This is a genomic window from Burkholderia sp. PAMC 26561, from assembly GCF_001557535.2.
In the GTDB taxonomy this organism is placed as follows: domain Bacteria; phylum Pseudomonadota; class Gammaproteobacteria; order Burkholderiales; family Burkholderiaceae; genus Caballeronia.
The window spans coordinates 611,016-633,228 of the sequence record NZ_CP014307.1; the positions used below are offsets into that span (position 1 = coordinate 611,016).

A 22,213-nucleotide genomic window follows, 5' to 3' on the forward strand; every position below is an offset into this window, starting at 1 on the left:
GATTGCCAGTGTCGCAAATTCAGGCCGCAAGGCCAATAAGGAATCGTGAAACAACACGCCGCCCGGGTCGATACAGTCCTGGCGCAAGGCTGTGCCAAGCTTCAGATAAAGCAAGCATTATTGCAACTCCCACAACACTATTTCGCTTAATTCAGCGTTAATGGAAACAGTATTGCGTGTCTACACTTCGATCTGTCACGCGTCGTCGATTCGACCATCCGGTTGTTAACGACGCTAAAAGCAACAAGGACATTCGAGGAGACACCACCATGCTCAAGGCACTCATTCCCGCAATCGTCGTAGCAGCAGCTTTAGGCGCTCCAGCTCTGGCAAGCGCGCAACAATCCGGCGACACGGTGACGCGCGCGGCAGTGAAAGCGGATCTGGCTCAGATGGAGCGGTCGGGCTATAACGTCGAAGGCGATCACACGACGTATCCCGCTCAGACCCAGGCCGCCGAGCAACGCGTGGAAACGAATCAGGGCGTGATGGCGACATCGTACGGACCGACAATGAATGGATCGTCAGCCGCTGGAACGCGGGCGCTTGTTGCCCAGCCGGACGGAACGCGCTCCACTTACTTCGGGCAATAAAGCGATTCCGCATAAAAAAAATGGCCGCCAACTTCGCGTTGGCGGCCATTCTTCGTCAGGCGTAGAGCTTACGCCGGAACGCTCTCTGCCTTCTCGGCTCGCGCCCAAACCCGATGCGCCGACATCGCTGTAATGAAGGCCTTCATCACTTTCTTCACGTCGCTGCCCACGCTTACGCCTTCATCGCCTGTCGGCAGATGTGCGGCTGCGAGCACATCCTCGCCGTCGCCCACGGCACCGATCGCCTTCAGATGCTTGAATGCTTCAAGCACGAAGTGGCGGGCGTCGCCGGACTCTGCCAGCAGCTTTGCACTCGCCGCGCCGCCGGCAATGACCACACCGTCGAACATGATCGACGGCAGCGCGAGAATGGTTGCATCCACTTCAACGCCATCACCCAACGTGCCCAGTTGCGGCGCAACGACTTTCGCATGCGCACCCTCAGCCGTGAGCGCGTCCTTGATCGCCTTGATGCTTGCAACGTCCGCGCCCTTCGCAGCAAGGATGGCGACCTTGCGCGTTTTCACCGAGGGCACCGCCTTCGCAATCAAACTCAGTGCCGGCGATTGCTCGAGAGACGACTTGCCGAGCTCTTCCGGACTCGCGCTCGCTGCCGGCGCGGGAAGACCAAGATTGTCGGCAACACGCGCACACAGCTCGCTATCGATATTCGCCAGGATTCCAAGTTGCCGTTCGCGGATGAACTTGCGCTCGACCTTGCTCAGTTCAAACGAATACGCGCCGACGATATGGTCCTTCTCCGGCTGCGTCATGCTCTTCCAGAACAGCGTGGCTTGGGAATAGTGGTCGGCGAACGATTCACTGCGTTGGCGGATCTTGACGGCATCCACGCGTTCCGGATACGTTTCGAAACCGCCGCCCATCGCGGCCGGCGCCGTTTCCTTCGGCCAGCCGCTGTCGATTGAATTCGGTTCGTACGATGCCTGCCCGCGGTTCACCGTCATCCGGTGCTTCGCATCGCGCTGATTGTTGTGCATCGGCGCGATCGTGCGGTTGATCGGAATTTCGTGAAAGTTCGGACCGCCAAGGCGGCTGATCTGGGTGTCGGTGTAGGAGAACAAACGGCCTTGCAGCAGCGGATCGTTCGAGAAATCGATACCCGGAACAATGTGTCCCGGACAGAACGCAACCTGCTCGGTCTCGGCGAAGAAGTTGTCCGGGTTGCGGTTCAGCGTGAGCTTGCCGAGCATGGTGATCGGCACGATTTCTTCCGGGATGATCTTGGTCGGATCGAGAATGTCGAAGTCGAACGAGTGCTCCTGATCCTCTTCCACGATCTGAACGCCCAATTCCCATTCCGGGTAATCGCCCATGTCGATCGCTTCCCACAGGTCGCGCCGGTGAAAGTCCGAGTCCTTGCCCGCGAGTTTTTGCGCTTCGTCCCACAAAAGTGATGCGGAACCGATGGTCGGACGCCAGTGGAACTTGACGAAGCGTCCCTTGCCCTCGGCATTCACCAGACGAAATGTATGGATGCCGAATCCTTCCATGGTACGAAGGCTGCGCGGGATTGCGCGATCCGACATGGTCCACAGGACCATATGCGCTGACTCCGGCACGAGTGAGACGAAGTCCCAGAACGTGTCATGCGCCGATCCGCCCTGCGGCATTTCGTTATGCGGTTCGGGCTTCACGGCATGCACGAAGTCCGGAAACTTGATGGCGTCCTGGATAAAAAAGACCGGCATGTTGTTGCCGACCATATCGAAGTTGCCTTCGTCCGTGTAGAACTTGACCGCGAAACCACGTACATCGCGCACCGTATCTGCTGAGCCGCGCGAACCCTGAACCGTCGAAAAACGCACGTAGACGGGCGTTTCCTTGTTCGGGTCCGACAAGAAGGCGGCCTTCGTCAGATCGGTGTGGGCCTTGTACGGCTTGAACACGCCATGCGCGGCGGAACCACGTGCATGCACGATCCGCTCGGGAATGCGCTCATGGTCGAAGTGCGTGATTTTTTCACGCATGATGAAATCTTCGAGCAGCGACGGGCCGCGCGGACCCACTTTGAGTGTGTTCTGGTTATCGGAGACCTTGACGCCTTGATTGGTCGTCAGCGCCTGGTTCGTCGCGTCCGAACGGAATTGCTCGAGGCTGTCCAGCTTGGGATTCGTATTGTTCTGCGAGGGCGTGCGCGCAACAGCGCTGGCGTTTGACTGGGGCGCAGCAGCGCTTCCATTCTTCTTCGGGGTCGGCATTGGGGAGAACTCCATTTTGCAATTGAACTGACGCATCTGACATGCGTTCGCCCTTCGTTCGCAAACCGTGTTCCCGCCAATGCCGCCGAAGCGCAAACCCCTAGTCTCTCTTGCGCTCCTGCAATGCGCGAATGCGGCTCATCGCGTTGTGATTCGCCGTCGCTGCCTCGTACATGGTCGAGAGATCCGCCTTGAGCTGCGTGCGCGATCCACCATCGAGATAAATCATGTGACCCGATGGATAAAACTTCGCGGAGAGATTCTCGCGCACGGTTTTATCGATGAGCGGCATTTGCTGCAGATCCAGCACCGTCTGGTAGAACGGCGTCACGAAGTCATAGAATCCGTTCGCCGACAACACCTTCAAGTCGATGTTCAACGCCATCACCGCTGCAAGATCCCCCGCCGTGTAGAGAATGATATTGCCCTTGGCGTCCATGCCTTTTTCCGCGCCGGTCGGGTCCTTGTGATGGAAATCCCAGTTGAGAAAGGCCTGATCGTTGAGATCGGTGAAAGACGACGTGGATGTGAACTTCAGCTTCTCGTTCAGGTACTGGTTCCACATCGCGGTGTACACGCCGGTGACTGCCGTCATGGTCGGATCGTTGCCGCCGGAATTCGGATCGATCTTTCCGGCGATGCCCGTTGATATCGCCGTCACGCGGCCATCGTAGGAACCGAGCGCCACGCCCCTCGATTTCAGCAGCGTGGTGAGAAAAAGCGAATTGCCGCGGCTGTCATACGAAGCGACATCGAGACTCCACGCAATCAGCGTGGCTTTGTCGATACCCGTGTATTCCGAGAGTTTCTCGACGGTATCGTCGTCGGTTTGCGGAAACTTGCGCAACGCCGCGATGTAATCCGTGCGCGCAAACTGCGCCACCTCTTCCGAGAATTCCAGCAGATCGGCCGGCCGCGGATGCACACCGAGCTTCTTGTGGAACCACGCATCGGCAGCAGCGGTCGGCAGTGCGCCGACCGGGTTGCCCGACTGCGTGTAATCGAGAATGGACGACTGCAACGTGATGCCGTTCAGGTCCACGCCGTCCTCATGCAGGCGGTACGCAAGCACGCAACTACGCGCCGTGCCATACGACTCTCCATACAGAAACTTGGGCGAATTCCATCGATTGTTCTTGGTCAGGAAGCGCTTGATGAATTGCTTGATTGAATCGGCATCCTGATCAACGCCCCAGAAATCGCGGTTCTTGTTCGGCGCGATCGCCGCCGAGTAGCCCGTCCCTACCGGGTTGATGAACACGAGGTCGCTCTTGTCGAGCAGGCTGTCCGGATTGTCTTCCATCTGGTACGGCGCAGGCGGCGTGAAGTCGGGTGTCGAAGTCTTGATGCGCATTGGCGCATACGAACCCAGCAACACGAACACCGACGACGACCCCGGCCCGCCGTTATAGAAGAACGTCAGCGGACGCGCTTCTTCGGTCTGGTTGTCCTGCGTGAACGCAACGTAGAAGAGTTTGGCGGTAGGCTTCGAGCTGCTTGGATCGACGATCACGAGGTGCCCGGCGGTCGCCGTATAGTTGATCGTCTTCCCGCCGATAACCGCCGAGTGATGCGTGATCGCGGCACTTTCGTCGGTCAGGGTGGCGTCAATGGCGTCATCGGGACCATTGCCGTACGGCGTCGGATCGAAATACGGCTGGTCTTTCTTGCCGGAAGATGCACTTGATGATTTCGCTGCCGCCGGTGAGTTCGTCATGTTTGCTCCTAGCTTTGTTGTTGGAGTTCTTGCCGTTTGCCTGCCTGCTTTCTTGCGTTTCCCTATTTAAGCGCCGCCGCGACTTTTGCGCCATCGGGACTGCCGAGACCCGTGCATGCATCCCATCCCGCCGATGCCTCGAAGCTCCCATTATTGCCTTGCGTGATGTCATGCCCGGCCGTTTTCGCAAGATACAGCTTCGGGTTGATGAAACCTGCCGGCTTGCCCGCCGCCGCATTGATCCGCGCGATCAATGCCGCCCAAAGCGGCGCAACCGCGCTCGTGCCGCCCACGACCGTTTCCGTGCCGCCGATCAGCACGTCGTAGCCGGTAAGCGGCGACGCGTCGCCGGCGACATCGGGTACGCCACGTTTGGCAAGCGCAGTCGTGCCGCCCTCCGTGCGCTTCACCTTCAAGCCGTTCTGCCAGACGGGCAACGCGAACACCGCGCTCACGCCGCCACCGCCGGCGCCGCCCTGGTCGCCGTCGTTCCAGACAACTTCACTGCCGATTCCGTTCGCCGATGCACTCAGATGCGTCCCGCCGCACGCGAGCACGTAAGGGCTCGATGCCGGGAAGTCGACGTGATCGCCGTTGTCGGCCACACCGTCGCTCGAGCCGCTGTCGCCCGAGGCCACGCAGACCGTCACGCCCATGACCGCGGCCGATTGCAGCACGTCGTTGAATGCGTTTTGCGATTGCGCCGTCCAGTTCGATTCCGGGCCGCCCCAACTGATGGATACAACCGAGGGTTTGTTGGCATCGTCGTGGATTGCGCGGTTCACGGCATCGACGAATCCCGCGTCGCTGTTGGTCGTGAAATACACCGCGATGCGCGCACCCGGCACGATCGCACCGACAATTTCGATATCCAGCGTCACTTCGCCGTCCGGCCCGTTCGGGTTGCCACTCGGCGCGTTATTCGCCTGATCGACGCCAACGGACACCACGTCCGGCTTCCCTACGCCGAGCTTCGAGAAATACGCGCTGAGATCGCTCTGCTTGTAGCCTCCCCCCAGTTCGATGATGCCAACGCACTGGCCGCTGCCATCGCCGGCGGGAAAGTTGTAGAGGCGTGCGAGATCGAGCGGCGTGTAGGACGTGCTCGTGCCGCCGCGCGCCGGCTTGATCGGCGGACGGAAACGGAAGTGCGGGCGTGCCTGAGGCCGGCTGTCGAGGCCCAGCACGGCGGTGACCATGTCCTTCATGTCCGATGGCACGTTCACCGGGCCCGAGCGTCCGCGATATTCACCAATGGCGTGATGTTGGAAGCGCTCCAGCTTGACGCTGAACGCGGTACTGAACTGCGCGATGGTGCCGGACAGCACGACGCTGCGCGAGTTTGCATCGGCGCGGACCACATCGAGCCCGTGCGCCTTCGCGAACGCTTCGATCCGCGTCACATCGGCCTGGGATGCGCCGAAGCGCTTGCCGAATTCATCGCGGGAAATAGGGGCGGCATCGGCGGCGCCTTTGTTGATCTTTTGCATCAACTGCTTGAATTCGCCCTCGTTTTGCCGGCGAAGCATCACCACGACTTCGATCTTTTCTTCCGGATTGCATGCGCCGAGGCACTGCGCGCCTTCGGGCTGCGATTTGTCGCTGCCTGGAACAGGATGGTCTGCGGGATGGTTTGTAACGGTCATGGTGCTCGGACTCCTTGCTGTTACGAAATTCGTGTCGCGTGGATTGGGTCTTCGAGATGACGTACGATCTGCGTTGGCCGAAGTCGCGCCTCACAGCCTTGTTCCGACATGCCGCGCTCAGCGCAGTTCCGAAACTGGCAAACGATTGCGCTCTGGCCCAGGCCTGCGCTGGAGCTGAAGCATGCGAGGACCAAATGGGAGGCGGGATTCAGGGCCGGTCCCCGGCATACTCGCGGCGGCCACCGGCGGATAACCACGGCTCGCGGCGGACGCAAAACAGCTCGTAGGTGGGTTTTAGGAAGCCGGTTTCATCGAATGCGCCGATGGGCAACTCGATTTCGTCGGTGTTCACATACGCCATGTACGCGACCGACCCGCACACGGTGCAGAAATGACGGCGGCCATCGGCGGAGCTTTGCCAGGCGCGGGTCGCACCCGACATGCTCACCTGCTCGGCGTGATAAACCGCGTACGCGCCAAATGCCGAGCCATGCACCTTGCGGCACGTCATGCAATGGCACAGCCCGACGCGATCCGGCTCCGATGAAACCACGAAGCGCCACGCACCGCACGCGCAGCCGCCTTCGTGCTTCGCTTCGCCACCTCTGACCAGTGCGGCTTCCCTGTCGCGCGCTTCATCATTAGAGTTGCTCATAAGGCGGTTCATCGCGGCTCCCTATAATCTGGTGTCGGTACTGCGCCAGGCAATGAAAATGGTGGTACCAAACAGCGTACCAGTAGCAACTCTCGCGCCGAACCGCCGGCGGCCGCAGCAAAAGGCGCCGGTTTTGCTACGATGACAACCCCAAGAGACGGAGATGGCATTCATGAAGCACGTTTCCCTGCTGGCTCTGCTCCCCACCAGCGCCTCGGCATTCGCAACGACGGCTGGTCCGAACGCAGCACCCGGCGCGACAGATCTCGCTGCCTACGTGCTTTCGCATGAACGTTACGATGCAACCGCGAACGCGCCGTCACCCCGTACGGATTACAAAACGGTGAGCGTCGCAGATGTAATGACCGACGAGTACGTGTTTCCGCTTGGAGAAACCGGCAAGTCGATCGTCTTGTCCGGCTATCAGATCGCGGCGGGCTTTCTGGCCGAACGCGCCGCGGATCAATGGCTCGAGCTCGCGCGCCAGCAGCACGCGGCAGAAGGCGGACCGGCCGATGACACCACGCGCCACGTGCCCGATCCCGCCGAAGCCGACCAGCTCATGGATCGCGCGATGGAATCGGCCGAGCGCATCCTCGCGCCGTTTTCGGGCGCGCCGGTGGCGTCGCTGTTTGAAACGCATTATCGCGGCGGACGCGAATTCCTCCGGCTGAGCTGGGAAGGTTTGCCGGAAGACCTCGTGCCAAAGTCGCGCCGGCCGGCTGCGGCCGTTGGCGGATTGCGTGCACCGGGCGAGACGGCAGCGCAGGATTACGATCCGTACGGGCTGGAAGGCACGAGCGACTATGACGTCGACAAGCCGCTCGCGTACAGGGAGAAGATCGGCCCGTTCCTGCTGACCATGACGTACCGTCATGAATATCCGCAAGTCGACGACGAACGCCTCGGCACCGCGTTCGCCGTCTTCCACGAGGCGGGAACGGATATCGTCGTGGCCGCCGTCGAATTGAAGCTGGTAAAAGTGCCGCCCATTCAGAGCAGCGCCGACCTGGTGTATGTGCTGGATACGTATTCCGGCGAAATGCTGTCTATGGCGCTCGCCGCAACCGAGGCGCTCGGGCGGGAACGTTTGTGTTCAGTGTTCAATACGCACCGGGTGGTGTTCATCGGTACGTGGGAAGTGCGCAAGAGCTGGCGCAGTCAGGGTCTGGGCGTGGCGCTTTTGCGCGAGGCGCTCGAACGCCTGCCGGCAGACCCCGATGGTCGTCCCGATGCATTGTGCGTCGCCCCCGAACCGTATCAGACCGAGGCGCGCTATCTGGAGCAATTGCCTGCGACCTTGCGTGAAGAACTCGATGCCCCTGCGCACCGCCTCACGCAACATCTGAACGGGTGGCTCGAACGCGCCAATCTGCCGAACGTGAAGACGCACTTCTTCATTCCAATGGCCAAGCACGAAGGCATTGGATCGGCGGGAGAAAACGCGCGGCTGATCGACCGGATCATGGAAAGTGAAGCCTGAATCGAAGCCCGACCGCGCGTTGATCGTGGTCGATATGCAGGCGAAGCTGATGCCGCATATCGAACACGGGGAACGCGTGTTCAGGCATTGCGCCGCGCTCATCAGGGCGGCGGATCTGCTCCATATCCCGGTACTTTTCACGGAACAAAATTCGCATGGCCTGGGTGCGACCGTGGATGGCTTGATTGGCGAGCGGCATCGATTAATAGAAAAACATACCTTCGACGCCACCCTCTGCCCCGAATTCACCGCTGCGCTACCGTCGAGGAACACCGTGTTGTTCGTGGCCGGTTGCGAAGCGCATGTCTGCGTGCTGCTGACCGTGCGCGGTTTGCTGAGGCTCGGCTATACGGTAGAACTTGTCGCCGATGCCACCGGTTCACGCGCGCCGGAGAATAAGGCAATCGCACTGGCGAGAGCCCAGCAAGACGGCGCGTTCCCCACTACCGCCGAAACCGTGATCTTCGGCTGGCTGGAAAGCTGCCGGCATCCGCGCTTCAAGGACGTCCTCGCGCTCGTCAAATAAGTGCGAGCCATGCCTGGCCGTCATGGCTGGCATGAGCAGATTTCGATTGTTACGGGATTTTGGCCTCCCTACAGTCAGTTCATGCGGGCGTTCATTCGATCCGCGAACCATCCGTTTTTCGACCTCTGCTCAAGGCCACCATCATGACCCTTCGTCTTTCCCGCCTTGCCCGGCGCATTTTCGTGGCCGCTGCTTTCGCCGCGCCGATCGCCGGGGCCTCGTTCGCCCATGCCGATGCCCTCGATACCGTGCAGAAAAGCGGCGTCGTCCGGGTCGGCGTGTTCATGGATTACCCGCCGTTCGGCTCTATCGGTCCGGATATGAAGCCGCAGGGGTATGACATCGAGATGGCCGATTACCTGGCGAAAGCGATGAAGGTCAAGGCCGAGCTCGTGCCCATCACCGGCGAAAACCGCATGGCGTACATCGCGACGGGCAAAGCCGACTTGCTGCTGAGCGTGGGGCAGACGCCCGAGCGCGACAAGGTGCTGGATTTTTCGCGACCGTATGCGCCGTATTACCTGGCGGTGTTCGGACCCAAGTCATTGCCCGTGAAAAGCGAGAAAGATCTGGCCGGCAAGACGATTTCGGTTGCACGCGGCACGCTGGAAGACCTGAGCGTGACGAAGGTCGCGCCGCCGGATGCGACCATCAAGCGTTTCGATGACCCCAACGGTGCGATCTCGGCTTTTTTGTCGGGCCAAGTCCAGTTGATGGTGGTCGGCAACGACGTCGGTGCAACGATCATCGCGCGTAACCCGCCGATCGCGCCGGAACAGAAGTTCCAGCTTTTCAGCTCGCCGGATCATGTGGCGGTGAACAAGGGCGAGACGCGCTTGCTGAAGGAAGTCGATGCAGCCGTGTTGAAGGCCAAGAACGACGGCACACTGAACAAGCTATCGACGAAGTGGCTTAAGGCGCCGTATCCGAGCGATTTGTAAGCCGGCTCAGGGGTACTGACGTAACGGCCTCTTGTAATACTGCCGCCCTTTGGGCGGCAGTTTGCGTTTGGCGATCATGCAGCTCTGACCTCTTCCAACAGATCAGGGTGGTGATCCAGAATCTTCAACAGCTTCACCAAGGCCAAAGGCGGCCTTGTCTTACCGTTTTCGTAGCGGGAAAACGCGTTCACACCACCGCCAAATATTTCGGCCGCTTCGCGTTGATCGAGAGCAAGCTTTTTGCGCACGCTTGCAATAAAAGCCGGATCGACAATCGTTGCGTTGACTTGCTTGTTGAATTCCAGCATCGCTGCATTGATGCGCAACGACTCGGTCGCATCGAAAATGGCTTCGCCACACGCCGGGCAAAAGTCGCCGGTTACGTCAGGGATCATTGTCGACTCGCCTTTGTACGCGTATGGCAAGTCGCGTGTATCACGAACGAGTTCTGCTGCGCCGCAGACTGGACACTTCATGTTCATAGCTCCTTGAAGGACACCACAAGCACGTCATCTATGACCGTCAGTTTCAAGTACACCGGCCCGGCGGATGTGGTTGGTTGGTAGACGTCCTGCCAAACGCGGTGATCGGCGTGCGTTGTCATGCTCTTATAAAAATCTTTTGGCGCCAATGCCCTGATGACTTCGATCATGTCGTTGAAGTCAAAACCCATTGCCGCCGCGCCACTCAGTGCTGACATGGTCGAGCGCACCATGCCCGCTTCGAGCAGAGCGAGAACGATCGCAAGCCGGCAGTGAGGGACGCTTTTTTCCATTTAATCATATTAACCTACTTGGTTAACATGAACAACTCCTTTCGAAAATCCCGGAAAGGCACGCGCGCATGCCTTCTCCGCTTTTACCGTTGAATGTAGCCCTTACCTGCAATCACGCGATCCCCGCCCCATGTGCAGGCGGCCCTGATCGATGGCACCGGACTTGCTCATGGCCTTTGTCTCCATTCGCCTTTTCAACATCCGCAGGGCGATTGCGGACAGCACCGCTGTTAGCCAGACGCATCGCGACATTTGAGTGCGTCGAGCCAACGCCGACCGACTCAGCGAGGAGCTTTCACATCGCCATGCCCCACACGACCGATAGCACGACCTCATCCCCAGACATAGCCAAACCCTCACGACGCCGTTTCCTGCAATCCGCTGCAGCCGCCGCAGCAGTCTCAACCGCTCCCCTGGCGCACGCCCAGCAACAACCGGTAAGCGCCGAAGCGCCCACGCCATCGACTAATCCGAGCGCCGCCGCGCCTCTGATGCCAGTGAAGCTGACAATCAATGGTCATCCTTACGAAATGCAACTCGAAGCGCGCACCACGCTGCTCGACGCGCTGCGCGAATACGCAAGCCTCACGGGAACCAAGAAAGGCTGCGACCGCGGACAATGCGGCGCGTGCACGGTGATCGCAAACGGCCGGCGCATCAACTCCTGCCTGACGCTCGCCGTCATGCACGAAGGCGAATCGATCACGACTGTCGAAGGTCTTGCAACCGCGCAGACGCTGAGCCCCATACAGGCGGCTTTCATCGAACACGATGCCTTTCAGTGCGGTTTCTGTACGCCCGGGCAACTGTGTTCGGCCACGGCCTTGCTCGATGAATTCCGCGCCGGCGATGCCAGTGCCGCCACCGCCGATGTCCGCTTCCGCCCGGCCCACCTCTCCGACGATGAAATCCGCGAACGCATGAGCGGCAATATCTGTCGATGTGGCGCGTATCCAAATATTGTCTCGGCGGTCAGAACCGTCGTCGCGATCAACAAGGCCTAGGAGCGCGACATGGATGCCATTTCCTACGAACGCGCAGCCGATGTCAGCGCGGCAATCAAGGCTGCACAACAGCCGGGCGTTGCGTTTATCGGCGGCGGGACGAATCTGCTGGACCTCATGAAAGGCGGCGTTGCAAGGCCGTCGAAGCTCGTCGATATCACGCATATCGCCGGACTCGGCGCCGTGACGCCGCTTCCCGATGGCGGTTTGCGTATCGGCGCGCTGGTTCGCAATAGCGACGCCGCGAACCATGCATGGATTCGCGAGCGATATCCGCTTTTGTCGCAGGCGTTTCTTGCGGGTGCATCGGCGCAATTGCGCAACATGGCAACCGTCGGCGGCAACCTGATGCAACGCACGCGCTGTTATTACTTCTACGACACCGGTTTCCAGCAGTGCAATAAACGCACGCCAGGCAGCGGTTGCGCAGCCCTGGAAGGCAACAATCGCATTCACGCGATCCTTGGCGCGAGCGATCAGTGCATCGCGACGAACCCCTCCGACATGAACGTGGCGCTCGCCGCGCTCGACGCCGTCGTGCGCGTGAACGGTCCGCAAGGTGAACGTGCGATTCCGTTTGCGGAGTTTCATCGTTTGCCGGGTGATCATCCGGAAGTCGATACCACGCTGAAGCCGGGCGAACTGATCACATCGGTAGACTTGCCGCCGCCCTTGTTCGCCGAGCATTCGCATTACCTGAAGGTGCGCGACCGCGCGAGTTATGCGTTCGCGCTCGTCTCGGTCGCGGCCGCCTTGCAGATGGATGGCGACACCGTGAAGACGGCGCGCATCGCGTTGGGCGGCGTCGCGCATAAACCATGGCGGGCGATGACGACGGAGCAAATGCTCGTCGGCAAGACCTTGTCGCACGACACGTTGCAACGCGCCGCCGCGCTCGCCGTGCGCGACGCGAAGGGTTATCGCGAGAACGGCTTCAAGATCGAGCTGGCTCAGCGCGCGATCGTTCGCGCCGTTTCAACCGCTGGAGGTGTCGCATGAGTGTTCTCGGACAACCGCTCGATCGCACCGACGGCCTTCTGAAGGTCACCGGCCAGGCGCGTTATTCCGCCGACAACCCCGAAGCCAAGCTCGCGCATGCAGTGCTGGTAACGAGCACGATTGCGCGTGGACGGGTGCTGTCGATGGACACCGCACGCGTGCAATCCATGCCCGGCGTGCTGCTCGTGATGACGCATGAAACCGCGATGCGCCTGCCCAATGGCGGCAAGCCGGATGCATCGCCGCCGGCCGTACGCCGGTTGACCCTGCTGCAAACCGATGAAGTCCGCTACAGCAACGAGCCCGTTGCGGTCGTGGTAGCCGATACGCTTGAACGTGCAACCGATGGCGCGCGCAAGCTGCAGGCATCGATCAAGTACGAGGCCGCCACGCCCAACGCGGATTATCAACGCGCGAAGGGCTCGGCATACAGGCCGGAAAAAATGATGGGACGGCCGATCGATACACAACGCGGCGACGTTGCCGCCGGCCTGCGCCAGGGTCCGACACGGCTCGACGTGGTCTACACCACGCCGAACGAGCACCACAATCCAATGGAACCGCACGCCACGCTGGCGCGCTGGGACGGCCCCAAGCTCACGCTCTATGATGCAACCCAGGGCGTATCGGGCGCGCGCAGCGCGGTCGCGAAGACACTGGGCATCAGCGAGGACGACGTGCGCGTGATCTGCCCGTTCGTCGGCGGCGGATTCGGCTGCAAGGGATCGGCGTGGTCGCACGTGGTGCTCGCCGCGATGGCCGCGAAGCAGACCGGCCGGCCCGTGCGGCTCGTGCTGGAACGTCCGCAAATGTTCGGCATGGTCGGCAACCGGCCGTTCACGGAACAGCACTTCCAGGTCGCCGCACGCGATGACGGCACGCTTACCGGCATGCGCCACGACGTGATATCGACGACATCCACGTTCGAGGACTGGAACGAAAGCTCCGCCATTCTCACGCGCATGTTGTACGCCACGCCGAATCAGGCAACCACGCACAAGCTCGTGAAACTCGATATCGGCACGCCGACGTTCATGCGCGCGCCGGGCGAGACGAGCGGCTCGTTCGCGCTCGAATCCGCGATGGACGAAATGGCGTACCAGTTGAACATGGACCCGCTCGCGTTGCGCCTCAAGAACTACGCCGACATGGAACCGCAGGAGAAAAAACCGTGGTCGGAGAAGTCGTTGCGCGAGTGTTACGAAAAGGGCGCCGCGAAGTTTGGCTGGTCGCGGCGCAATCCGAAACCGCGTTCCATGCAGCAAGGGAACACGTTGATCGGCTGGGGCATGGCGACCGCGACGTATCCGGCGAACCGCAGCGAGGCATCGGCGGTTGTGCGAATCTTGCCCGACGGCACGGCGATGGCGGCATCGGGCACGCAGGATCTCGGCACCGGCACGTTCACCGTGATGACGCAAGTCGCCGCCGATGCCCTCGGCTTCCCAATGGAGATGGTCACGTTCGCGCTCGGGGATTCATCGTTGCCGAAAGCGCCGGTATCGGGCGGATCGCAATCGGCGGCGAGCGTGTCGCCAGCAGTGCGTGAAGCTGCGTCTCAGGCGCGCGGCAAGTTGATCGCGATGGCCATCGCCGATTCGGGTTCGCCGCTCGCCGGCGCATCGGCCGATGACGTGACGGTCAACAACGGCTGGGTCATCAGCCGCGCGGACCCGGCGAAACGCGATCCTGCGGCGGCGATTATCGCGAGGAACGGCGGCAAGCCGATCGAAGCGACGGCGACGGTCAAGCCCGGCGACGAGAAAAAGGAGTACGCGTTCCACTCGTTCGGCGCGGTATTTGCGGAGGTTCACGTCGATGCCGATCTCGGCACGATCCGCGTAGCACGCGTGGTGAGCGTGTACGACGTGGGCAGCCTGCTCAACGAAAAAACCGCGCACAGCCAGTTGATGGGCGGCGTGGTATGGGGCATCGGCTCGGCGCTGACCGAGAAGAGCGAACTCGATCCGCGTTACGGCCGCTACACCAACGCCAATCTCGCGGAGTACCACGTGCCGGTAAACGCTGATATCAACACGATCGATATCACCGTGCTGGGCCAGACCGATCCGCATATCAATTCGCTGGGCGTGCGGGGTATCGGCGAAATTGGCATCACGGGCGTGGCCGGCGCGATCGCAAACGCGGTGTATCACGCGACCGGCGTGCGCGTGCGCGATCTGCCGATCACGCTCGACAAGGTCATGCCCAAGACGATGGTTTGATGGCTTGTACGTTCTGACACCGTGCGGCGCTGCAAAGCCGCACGGTTTTTTTCGTGCTTGCCGCGAGCGATCCGGCTTGTCAAAATCGACGCTTCTTTCTTTTACCCCTCGTCAGGACGCCGGCCATGAGTTATTCATCGAGCGCTACCGGCATCCTGCTTGCCGCCGGCTATGGTTCCCGCTTTGACCCGAGCGGCCTGCACAACAAGCTCCTCGCCACGCTGCCCGACGGCACGCCCGTCGTGTTCCAATCGGCGCGGCGGTTATTGTCGGCTGTATCGAGCGTGCTTGCCGTGGTCCGGCCGGGATCGGAAAAGCTGGCTGAAGTCTTGAACGAAGCGGGCTGCAATGTGATGTTTTGCATCGATGCCGAACGCGGCATGGGCGCGACGCTCGCCGCCGCGGTGCGCGCGACGCCCGAAGCGGAAGGATGGCTTGTGACGCTTGGCGACATGCCGTGGATCGAGCCGGGAACAGTAGAGGCGGTTGCGCGGTCGCTGGACGCGGGCGCATCGATCGTGGCGCCGTTTTATCGCGGGCAGCGTGGGCATCCGGCGGGGTTTGGCGCGATGCACCTTCAAACGCTCAGCGCGCTCGATGGCGACGCCGGGGCACGCGCGCTGTTCATGTCGGAGACGGTGGAAAAGATCGATGTCGACGATGCGAATATCTTGCGCGATGTCGATGTGCCGGGGGATTTGCGGGGGCGCTGAGGCCCGTACATCAAGCCGCCAACACCCCATCCTCATCCGACGACGCCAGGAAGTACCGCCGGCTCACGTCGACCAGCGTGGCGCCGAACCCTTTGCGTGCCCTGAAGTCCGTCCGCGCGCTCGTCACCACGCGCGGCGCCGCGCTCCATGCGATCGACGCGCCATCGGCAATCAGCGCCTCGACCAGCGCCACGTCCTCGCTATGTTCCAGCGGCGCGAAACCGCCGACCCGCAAATAAGCCGCCGCCGATACCCCCATGTTCGCGCCATGGATATGCCGATGGTCATCGGCATCGGTATAAGTCCGCGCGAAGTGTTCGCGCACCGCCGACAAATGCGGCGACCAGTCGTGAATCGCGATGACGCCGCACACCGCATCGGCGCAAAGGTCGAGCTGGCGGACGAGCCAGTCATCGGCGACGACGCTGTCGGCGTCTGTGAAAGCCAGCCACCTTGCACCCAGCGACAACGCACGCCGCGCCCCCTCCCCACGCGCAATGCCGACATTGCGCGCGTTCACTGCAAGCACGTCGGCGCCGAGGGACTCGGCGATTGCCGCCGTGTCATCCGAGCAATGGTCGGCGACAACGATCACGCGCACCTCTTCGCCAAGCAATTGATGATGGCTCGCCGCCCGTTTCGCTGCTGTTACACATGCCCCGATCTGCGCCGCTTCGTTATGAGCCGGAATAATGATGCCGATCATGTTCTTCTCTCCGTTCGCATTTTCGTTATCCGGAACGCTCCGGACAGTTGCTGAAAGCCCACAGCAATGGGCATTCCCACGAAGACGCAATGAAGAAAAGACGTGCAGAAACAGCGCTTTGCGTGGCTCTGGACTGCCCTCGCCAGTCAATCCGACCTGTGCGGATGAACAGTGCCTTCCCGCCCTCGCCTCAGAAACAATTCGAGACCTGACTGAAACAACACGTAACCGGCGTCAACTTTCCTGAAAGCTTGGCGTTAACCCGGTGACAGCGCCAATTCCTGGCGACAAACTTACCGAACTTCGAGGCAACCGACTCCATGGCCGCGCTTCCGCTTTCAGCACTCCAGCAACGCGAACAAAAACACGGTCACACGGCGCTCATTCCGCGTACTGCCGTGCAACTCAGGAAAGAACACGACCGGATCGTCGGCCGCGCGAAATTTTTCCTGTACGCGACGGTTGTGCTGGCTTTCGCAGGATTGATCGCCGTAGTGGCCATGCCGTTCTCGCCGATCCCGGCCGACTTCAGCTTCGGCGCGCAGGAAGTGGTCGCCGTAGCGGTGTTCGCCGCCTGCCTGTTCCTGCTGCACGAGCGCGCTGAATTGATGCTGCGTCTCTACAACTTCGAACTGGTCGAACAGACCACGCAGGGCGAAATGCGCGCGTTGCTGCATCGCGTGCCGGAAGGTGCGTCATACCAAAGCGCGCTGGCCGCCGAGAACCGCACGTTCGTGACAGTCGAAGTGGAAGAGATCCGCCGTCGCGCCGACGCATTCAAACCGGCACCCGAAGGCCAGCAAACTGAGGAAGCCTGACATCGGCGACTTGTAAAGAAAACGCCGCTCGACTCAGCTTCGAACATTTGAAAGCCGCCGCTCCGAACGCCCGGGCCGGCGGCTTTCATTTTTCTGACCACGCCCTGAGCCTGTTTCTTGCTGAATGAAACTCCGCCAGCGAACGCATTCGAGCCGTTCGCTTCTTGTCCATCCGCGGAGCGTCTCAGCATGAGCAATCAGCCCAACATCAAGCAGTACAACCATCCCGCAGGCGGCTGGGGATCGGTGAAAGCGGTTTCATCGATACTTCTTGAAGAGCACGTCGCCGTCAACGGCACCCGCGTTCTCTTCAAGCAGAACAAACCGGATGGCTTTGCGTGCGTGAGCTGCTCGTGGGCAAAACCCGCCGATCCGCATCTCTTCGAGTTCTGCGAGAACGGCGCGAAGGCCACTGCATGGGAGATCACGACAAAGCGCGCCACGCCCGAGTTCTTCGATCACCATACGCTCGCCGCGCTCGAAGCGTGGAGCGACATGGAGCTCGAATCGCAAGGACGGCTGACCGAGCCCATGCGCTACGACGCCGAAACCGATCGCTACTTGGCAATCCCGTGGCAGCAAGCCTTCGATGAAATCGGCGAGAAGCTGCGCGGCTACGATCCGAAGCGCGTGGTGTTCTACGCGTCAGGGCGTGCATCGCTTGAAACCTCCTATATGTATGCGCTCATGGCGCGGCTATACGGCTGCAACAACCTGCCGGACAGCTCGAACATGTGCCACGAAAGTACCTCGGTGGCGTTGCCCGAGACCATCGGCGTGCCGGTTGGAACCGTGACGCTCGAAGACTTCGAGCACACCGACTGCATGTTCTTCTTCGGCCACAACACTGGCACGAATGCGCCGCGCATGCTTCATCCGCTGCAGGAAGCGCGCAAACGCAACGCGCAGATCATCACGTTCAATCCGCTGCGCGAGCGGGGTCTGGTGAGTTTCGCCAACCCGCAGTCGCCGAAGGAGATGCTTTCCAATGAACAAACCTGCATCAGCACGCAGTATCACCAAGTGAAGATCGGCGGCGACATCGCGGCGGTTACGGGAATCTGCAAAGCGCTGATCGAAGCCGACGACAAAGCCATCGCCGGGAACACACCGCGCGTGCTGGACGCGGGTTTCATCGCCGAACATACGCATGGGTTTGAAGCATTCGCCGATGCAATGCGTGCGGCGCACTGGAAGGACATCGAACTGGAATCGGCGTTGACGCGCTCCGCGCTGGAGGCGGCCGCGACCGAATATGCTCGCGCGAAAGCCGTAATCATCCTGTACGGCATGGGGATCACGCAGCACCGGGAAGGTGTGCTCGCCGTGCAGATGCTGACCAACCTGATGCTGCTGGGCGGCAATATCGGCAAGAAAGGAGCCGGGATTTGCCCGATTCGCGGCCACTCGAACGTGCAGGGACAACGCACGGTCGGCATTACGGAAAAGCCCGAACTCGTGCCCATGGACAAGCTCACCGAGCTGTACCAGTTCGAGCCGCCCAAGGACACGGGGCTCACGACCGTCGATACCTGCGAAGCGGTGCGCGATGGCGGTATCGATGCGTTTATCGGACTCGGCGGCAATTTCGCACGTGCGATTCCGGACCAGGGCGTGCTCGATCCGGCGTGGAAGAAATTGCCGCTGACCGTGCAGATTGCGACGAAATTGAACCGTAGCCATATCGTGCACGGGCGCGCGGCTTATTTGCTGCCGTGTCTCGGGCGCATCGAAGTGGACCAGCAGGCGAGCGGCGAACAGACCGTCACGGTGGAAGACAGCACGGCGTGCATTCATGCATCGAAGGGAATGGTCGAGCCGGCGAGCAAACATCTGTTGTCCGAACCGGCCATTGTTGCGGCGCTCGCGAAGTCGATCCTGCCGCCGAATCCGAAGATCGACTGGGATGCGTGGGTAGCGGATTACGGGCTCGTGCGCAGCGCAATCGAGCGGACGTATCCCGAGCAGTTCAAGGAATTCAACGAGCGCATGTCGCAGCCGGGCGGGTTTCATCGGCCGCTTCCCGCAGCCAAACGCGAATGGAAAACCAAGACGGGCAAGGCGAATTTCATCGTGCCGGCAGGGTTTGGTGAAGACCCCGATATGCAATTCGATGGGGAGCGCACGCTGCGCCTGATGACCACGCGCGGCGACAGCCAGTTCAACACGACGGTCTACGCGCTCGATGACCGGTTTCGCGGCATCACCAAGTCGCGCGATGTCCTGTTGATGAACAAGGACGACATGATCCGTCTCGGGCTTGCCGAAGACGACACGGTGAAAGCGACCACGGTGGCCAAGGACGACGTGCTGCGCGAGCTTGGCGGCCTGCAGGTTCATGCGTACGACATCCCGGCCGGCTGCGTCATGGGCTATTACCCCGAGTGCAACCGGCTGATTCCTGTGTCGCACCATGCAAAGCGCAGCAAGGTTCCGGCGGCCAAGGCAATCCCGATACGGCTGCAAAAAACAGCGGCGTGACGCCGAGGCGGCATCGAACTGAGAAACAGGCATGAACCGTGCGGGAAGCTCCCCGGCGCGTGCAGTGCCTCGCGCAATTCCAATCGCAAGCAACAACGTTCCGGAGCCGATCCATGCTCGCCGATTCCGCCTTTCCGACGTTCGACGAACCCTTGAGTGCCGAGCTTTCCGCTTCGGGCGCCTGCGCTTTCGAACCCGCCGTGCATCCCGAGAACGACTACGCGGCGCTGCTTGCGTTTCATGGGATTGAACCGGACCGCCTGGTTCTTATCGATCCGCACGACGAAACGAGCGCCTCCAGTAATGGCCAGCTATTGGCTGATATCAGCGACACCCTCGCCGCCGATGGCTGGCAAATCGCGATAATCGGCGACGCGTCGGAATCGGAAAGCACCGGTGCGGTTCTGGGCGCGATGCAATCCGGCGCGCTTTATCTCGCCGGCGCGATGACGTCCGAGACCCAGGCCGCCCTGATAGGCAATGCCCGGCTGGTGTTGAGCGAATGCGCTGAAGGATCCGCGGTCGCGCGCATTGCGCATGAACGCGGCACTCCTTTAATTGACATCCATCGCGTGGGTTTTGGCGACCGCGCTGAAGCCATTGCCGGCGCGGCACTTGCCGAACTTCATACGCAAGGTTCCGCGCGTCCCGGGCTGCCTTTCACGCTGCATACGCCTATGCTGAAAGACGCAGCATGAACTTTCAACGCGATTGACCCCAAGAGGCGAGCCATGAATACGCAAACACTGAGTCATCACAGCTACCGGATGCAGACCAATCCGATCCCCGATCCCCTCGCCGACCCGAACCGCGACCCGGAAGCGGACCCTTTGTCGCCGCCTTCGCCGGGGCATCGGCCGGAGGAACCGCAGCAGCCCGATGCGCCGCCGGATGGTCACCCGATCTGAGCGTCACACCTTGGTCGCCGATCGCGCGTGATCGGCGACCTCAAGCGCCGTGCCAGGCGCGACCGGTAAAACAGCGGGCTCGACGGGAGGATCGATAAACACTTTCGCGCCCCGCTGATAGTTGAAGATAAACAGCACGACAGACGCTGTCGTTGCCAGCATCACGCAAAACACGAACACCGCGCGATACCCCCAAGTCGCCGCAACGAACCCCGACGCCACGCCAGCCATGACGGAACCGGTACGCATCGTGTTGAAAAACAGCGTGGTCGCGCGGGCAAGAGCGCCGGGCATCATTTCCTGAAAATACGACATCCCGAGACACGACGTCACCGCCACCACGACCGCGTTCAAGATCTGCAGCGGCACGAGAACCCAGAGGTTGGGCGCCATCGCGATTCCGGCGAAATAAACAATATGTGACAACGACGCAAACGCGATCATGTTTGACTTGTTGATCCGGCGGGACGCGCCGCCGAGCATCAGCATCATCGGGATTTCGGCGAACGCGCCGAGGCCGACCATCTGCGCCACATGTGCAGTCGTGCCGTGCAACTGGTCGACGATCAGCACCGGCAACATGATCGTCGCGATTGCCGAGCCCATTCCGATCAGCGTGAAACTCACGAGCGCCGCGTACACATGCGCGTTCTTTCCTTGCTGCGGGATCTCGCTGCTGGTTTTGTCGCCTGCTTCGAGCGCGTCGTACACCTTCGGCTCGCGCATGAACAACACGATCACGCCGGCCACGGCAAACGCGCCCGCCGCCGATAAAAACAACCCGTTGAACCCGGATACACCGAGCACGATCGCACCGGCCGCCGGCCCGAACACCCACGCGCAGGAAAGCGTCGTGCGCAGCGTAGCCATCGGCAATTCGGTGTCTTTGATGCCTTCTGCGTGCAGTCGCGCCTTGCTGAACGTGAAGAGTTGCGGAAACACCGCAGCGCCGATGCTCAGGAACACGCAACCGAAAATGGTCAGCAAGATGTAGTTGCGCGTGACGCAGAGCAGTGCGTAGCCGAGCGCCGAGCCGGCGATCGATAGCAGGACGATGCGTTTCTTATCGCTGCGTCGGTCGGCAATGCGCCCGAGATATGCGCTGACCACCACACTGCTGACGGCCGTCAGCGTCATGAAGATGCCGAGGCGCACCGGCGTCATGTGCGCCTCGGTCGCGCCGAACAGCGATGTGTAAGGCACGGCGAACGAGGACGCGATGCCCGAGAGAAACATCGCGAGAGAAATGCCGGGATAACCGGGAAGACGGATCAGCGCGAGAAAAGTCTTGAAGACGGCGTTCATTGAAATTCACATTGGCGGCCAGGGACCGTCGTTTTTGGTCGCTCTGCACGAGCGCGAAAAAAGACGTCAGCGGGCACTTAAACACGCGCGCAGGATTTTTTCAATGCATCTGAAGGATTGTTCGCGATAAACGAAGTTGCTCGACCGGAAACAGCACGCGTTTATGCCGTCCAGCTAAACGTTCTTTGGATTGAAGTCGTTCTCTTCAAAGCTTGCCGCAATCCATTCCACAAACGCCCGAGTAGCAGCGCTCGCGTTCCGTCCGCTCGCATAGACGATGGAAACAGGCAGCGGCGAACATCGCGCGTTGGTGAGGACTTCTTTCAGACGTCCTGTTTCGAGATATGGTGGGCGCGTGAAAACCTCGCGACCGCCAACTCCCATACAACGAGTAAGTCGGCTGCCGGCTAAAAGCGTTTCCGCTGCAAAATCGTCCAATACATTTGGAAAGCGTTTCCCTAGCATTGTCTTTTCCGTGTCTTCCTCAGGAGAAAGCATT

The 22,213-nt window shown here is 60.9% G+C and carries 21 protein-coding genes; 12 read left to right on the forward strand and 9 right to left on the reverse strand.

From position 1 onward, the window contains the following. Positions 1–269: 269 nt before the first annotated feature. Entirely contained in the window at positions 270–593 is a 324-nt protein-coding gene (locus AXG89_RS18410) for a DUF4148 domain-containing protein (protein ID WP_062171476.1), read from the forward strand. A gap of 68 nt (positions 594–661) precedes the next feature. Here AXG89_RS18410 and katE read toward each other — a convergent pair whose 3' ends face one another. The 4 genes from katE to AXG89_RS18430 form a co-directional block, all read right to left on the reverse strand. Beyond that, the gene (gene katE / locus AXG89_RS18415) at positions 662–2,812 is read right to left on the reverse strand and encodes a catalase HPII (protein WP_062171478.1); all 2,151 of its coding nucleotides are present in this window, start codon (positions 2,810–2,812) and stop codon (positions 662–664) included. 100 nt (positions 2,813–2,912) lie between these two features. Next, positions 2,913–4,529, reverse strand: a complete 1,617-nt coding sequence (locus AXG89_RS18420; protein ID WP_062171480.1) for a S10 family peptidase — start codon at positions 4,527–4,529, stop codon at positions 2,913–2,915. 62 nt (positions 4,530–4,591) lie between these two features. After that, positions 4,592–6,175, reverse strand: a complete 1,584-nt coding sequence (locus tag AXG89_RS18425) for a S53 family peptidase (protein ID WP_062171482.1) — start codon at positions 6,173–6,175, stop codon at positions 4,592–4,594. Between the two features lie 208 nt (positions 6,176–6,383). Continuing rightward, on the reverse strand, positions 6,384–6,830 hold the full coding sequence (locus tag AXG89_RS18430; RefSeq protein ID WP_082771542.1) for a GFA family protein: 447 nt from the start codon (positions 6,828–6,830) through the stop codon (positions 6,384–6,386). Between the two features lie 172 nt (positions 6,831–7,002). Between AXG89_RS18430 and AXG89_RS18435 the strand changes: the two genes are divergently transcribed. From AXG89_RS18435 to AXG89_RS18445, 3 genes are all read left to right on the forward strand, one after another. Continuing rightward, positions 7,003–8,313: an inositol monophosphatase gene (locus AXG89_RS18435; protein ID WP_236873463.1), complete on the forward strand. Its 1,311-nt coding sequence runs from the start codon at positions 7,003–7,005 to the stop codon at positions 8,311–8,313. Next, positions 8,303–8,839 carry an isochorismatase family protein gene (locus AXG89_RS18440; protein WP_236873464.1) on the forward strand — a complete coding sequence of 179 codons (537 nt, stop codon included), beginning with the start codon at positions 8,303–8,305 and terminating at the stop codon, positions 8,837–8,839. Before AXG89_RS18435 ends, AXG89_RS18440 begins: the two co-directional genes overlap by 11 nt. A gap of 143 nt (positions 8,840–8,982) precedes the next feature. Further along, positions 8,983–9,780, forward strand: a complete 798-nt coding sequence (locus tag AXG89_RS18445; protein WP_062171486.1) for a transporter substrate-binding domain-containing protein — start codon at positions 8,983–8,985, stop codon at positions 9,778–9,780. Between the two features lie 74 nt (positions 9,781–9,854). Here AXG89_RS18445 and AXG89_RS18450 read toward each other — a convergent pair whose 3' ends face one another. Together AXG89_RS18450 and AXG89_RS18455 are read right to left on the reverse strand one after the other, a co-directional pair. After that, complete coding sequence (locus tag AXG89_RS18450; protein WP_062003305.1) at positions 9,855–10,256, reverse strand: type II toxin-antitoxin system MqsA family antitoxin; 402 nt, start codon at positions 10,254–10,256, stop codon at positions 9,855–9,857. Between the two features lie 2 nt (positions 10,257–10,258). Next, positions 10,259–10,555 (reverse strand): type II toxin-antitoxin system MqsR family toxin, encoded by a 297-nt coding sequence (locus tag AXG89_RS18455; RefSeq protein ID WP_062171488.1) that lies wholly within the window; start codon positions 10,553–10,555, stop codon positions 10,259–10,261. 305 nt (positions 10,556–10,860) lie between these two features. Between AXG89_RS18455 and AXG89_RS18460 the strand changes: the two genes are divergently transcribed. The 4 genes from AXG89_RS18460 to AXG89_RS18475 all read left to right on the forward strand — a co-directional run bounded on the left by AXG89_RS18460 (position 10,861) and on the right by AXG89_RS18475 (position 15,496). Next, positions 10,861–11,559 carry a 2Fe-2S iron-sulfur cluster-binding protein gene (locus tag AXG89_RS18460; RefSeq protein WP_062003306.1) on the forward strand — a complete coding sequence of 233 codons (699 nt, stop codon included), beginning with the start codon at positions 10,861–10,863 and terminating at the stop codon, positions 11,557–11,559. A gap of 9 nt (positions 11,560–11,568) precedes the next feature. Next, complete coding sequence (locus tag AXG89_RS18465) at positions 11,569–12,558, forward strand: FAD binding domain-containing protein (RefSeq protein ID WP_062171490.1); 990 nt, start codon at positions 11,569–11,571, stop codon at positions 12,556–12,558. Continuing rightward, positions 12,555–14,783: a xanthine dehydrogenase family protein molybdopterin-binding subunit gene (locus AXG89_RS18470; protein WP_062171492.1), complete on the forward strand. Its 2,229-nt coding sequence runs from the start codon at positions 12,555–12,557 to the stop codon at positions 14,781–14,783. The genes AXG89_RS18465 and AXG89_RS18470 overlap by 4 nt, the downstream gene beginning before the upstream one ends. Positions 14,784–14,908: 125 nt before the next feature. Continuing rightward, positions 14,909–15,496 (forward strand): nucleotidyltransferase family protein, encoded by a 588-nt coding sequence (locus AXG89_RS18475; RefSeq protein WP_062171493.1) that lies wholly within the window; start codon positions 14,909–14,911, stop codon positions 15,494–15,496. Between the two features lie 10 nt (positions 15,497–15,506). On the opposite strand, the gene AXG89_RS18480 is transcribed toward AXG89_RS18475, so the two are convergent. After that, positions 15,507–16,202 carry a glycosyltransferase gene (locus AXG89_RS18480; RefSeq protein WP_062171495.1) on the reverse strand — a complete coding sequence of 232 codons (696 nt, stop codon included), beginning with the start codon at positions 16,200–16,202 and terminating at the stop codon, positions 15,507–15,509. A 320-nt stretch (positions 16,203–16,522) separates the two neighbouring features. Here AXG89_RS18480 and AXG89_RS18485 point away from each other — a divergent pair, with 320 nt between their 5' ends. From AXG89_RS18485 to AXG89_RS42185, 4 genes are all read left to right on the forward strand, one after another. After that, the gene (locus AXG89_RS18485) at positions 16,523–17,020 is read left to right on the forward strand and encodes a hypothetical protein (RefSeq protein ID WP_062171497.1); all 498 of its coding nucleotides are present in this window, start codon (positions 16,523–16,525) and stop codon (positions 17,018–17,020) included. A 189-nt stretch (positions 17,021–17,209) separates the two neighbouring features. Further along, a complete protein-coding gene (locus AXG89_RS18490) occupies positions 17,210–19,501 on the forward strand; it encodes an FdhF/YdeP family oxidoreductase (protein WP_062171499.1) in 2,292 nt (763 codons plus the stop codon). A gap of 113 nt (positions 19,502–19,614) precedes the next feature. After that, positions 19,615–20,199, forward strand: a complete 585-nt coding sequence (locus tag AXG89_RS18495; RefSeq protein ID WP_062171501.1) for a hypothetical protein — start codon at positions 19,615–19,617, stop codon at positions 20,197–20,199. 33 nt (positions 20,200–20,232) lie between these two features. After that, positions 20,233–20,409 carry a hypothetical protein gene (locus tag AXG89_RS42185; RefSeq protein ID WP_162916083.1) on the forward strand — a complete coding sequence of 59 codons (177 nt, stop codon included), beginning with the start codon at positions 20,233–20,235 and terminating at the stop codon, positions 20,407–20,409. A 3-nt stretch (positions 20,410–20,412) separates the two neighbouring features. Here the strand turns inward: AXG89_RS42185 and AXG89_RS18500 are convergent, their stop codons facing one another. After that, entirely contained in the window at positions 20,413–21,714 is a 1,302-nt protein-coding gene (locus tag AXG89_RS18500) for a sugar efflux transporter (protein WP_062171503.1), read from the reverse strand. 174 nt (positions 21,715–21,888) lie between these two features. Then, positions 21,889–22,212, reverse strand: coding sequence for a hypothetical protein (locus AXG89_RS42190; protein WP_143325543.1), 324 nt, complete (start codon positions 22,210–22,212; stop codon positions 21,889–21,891). Position 22,213 lies beyond the last annotated feature (1 nt).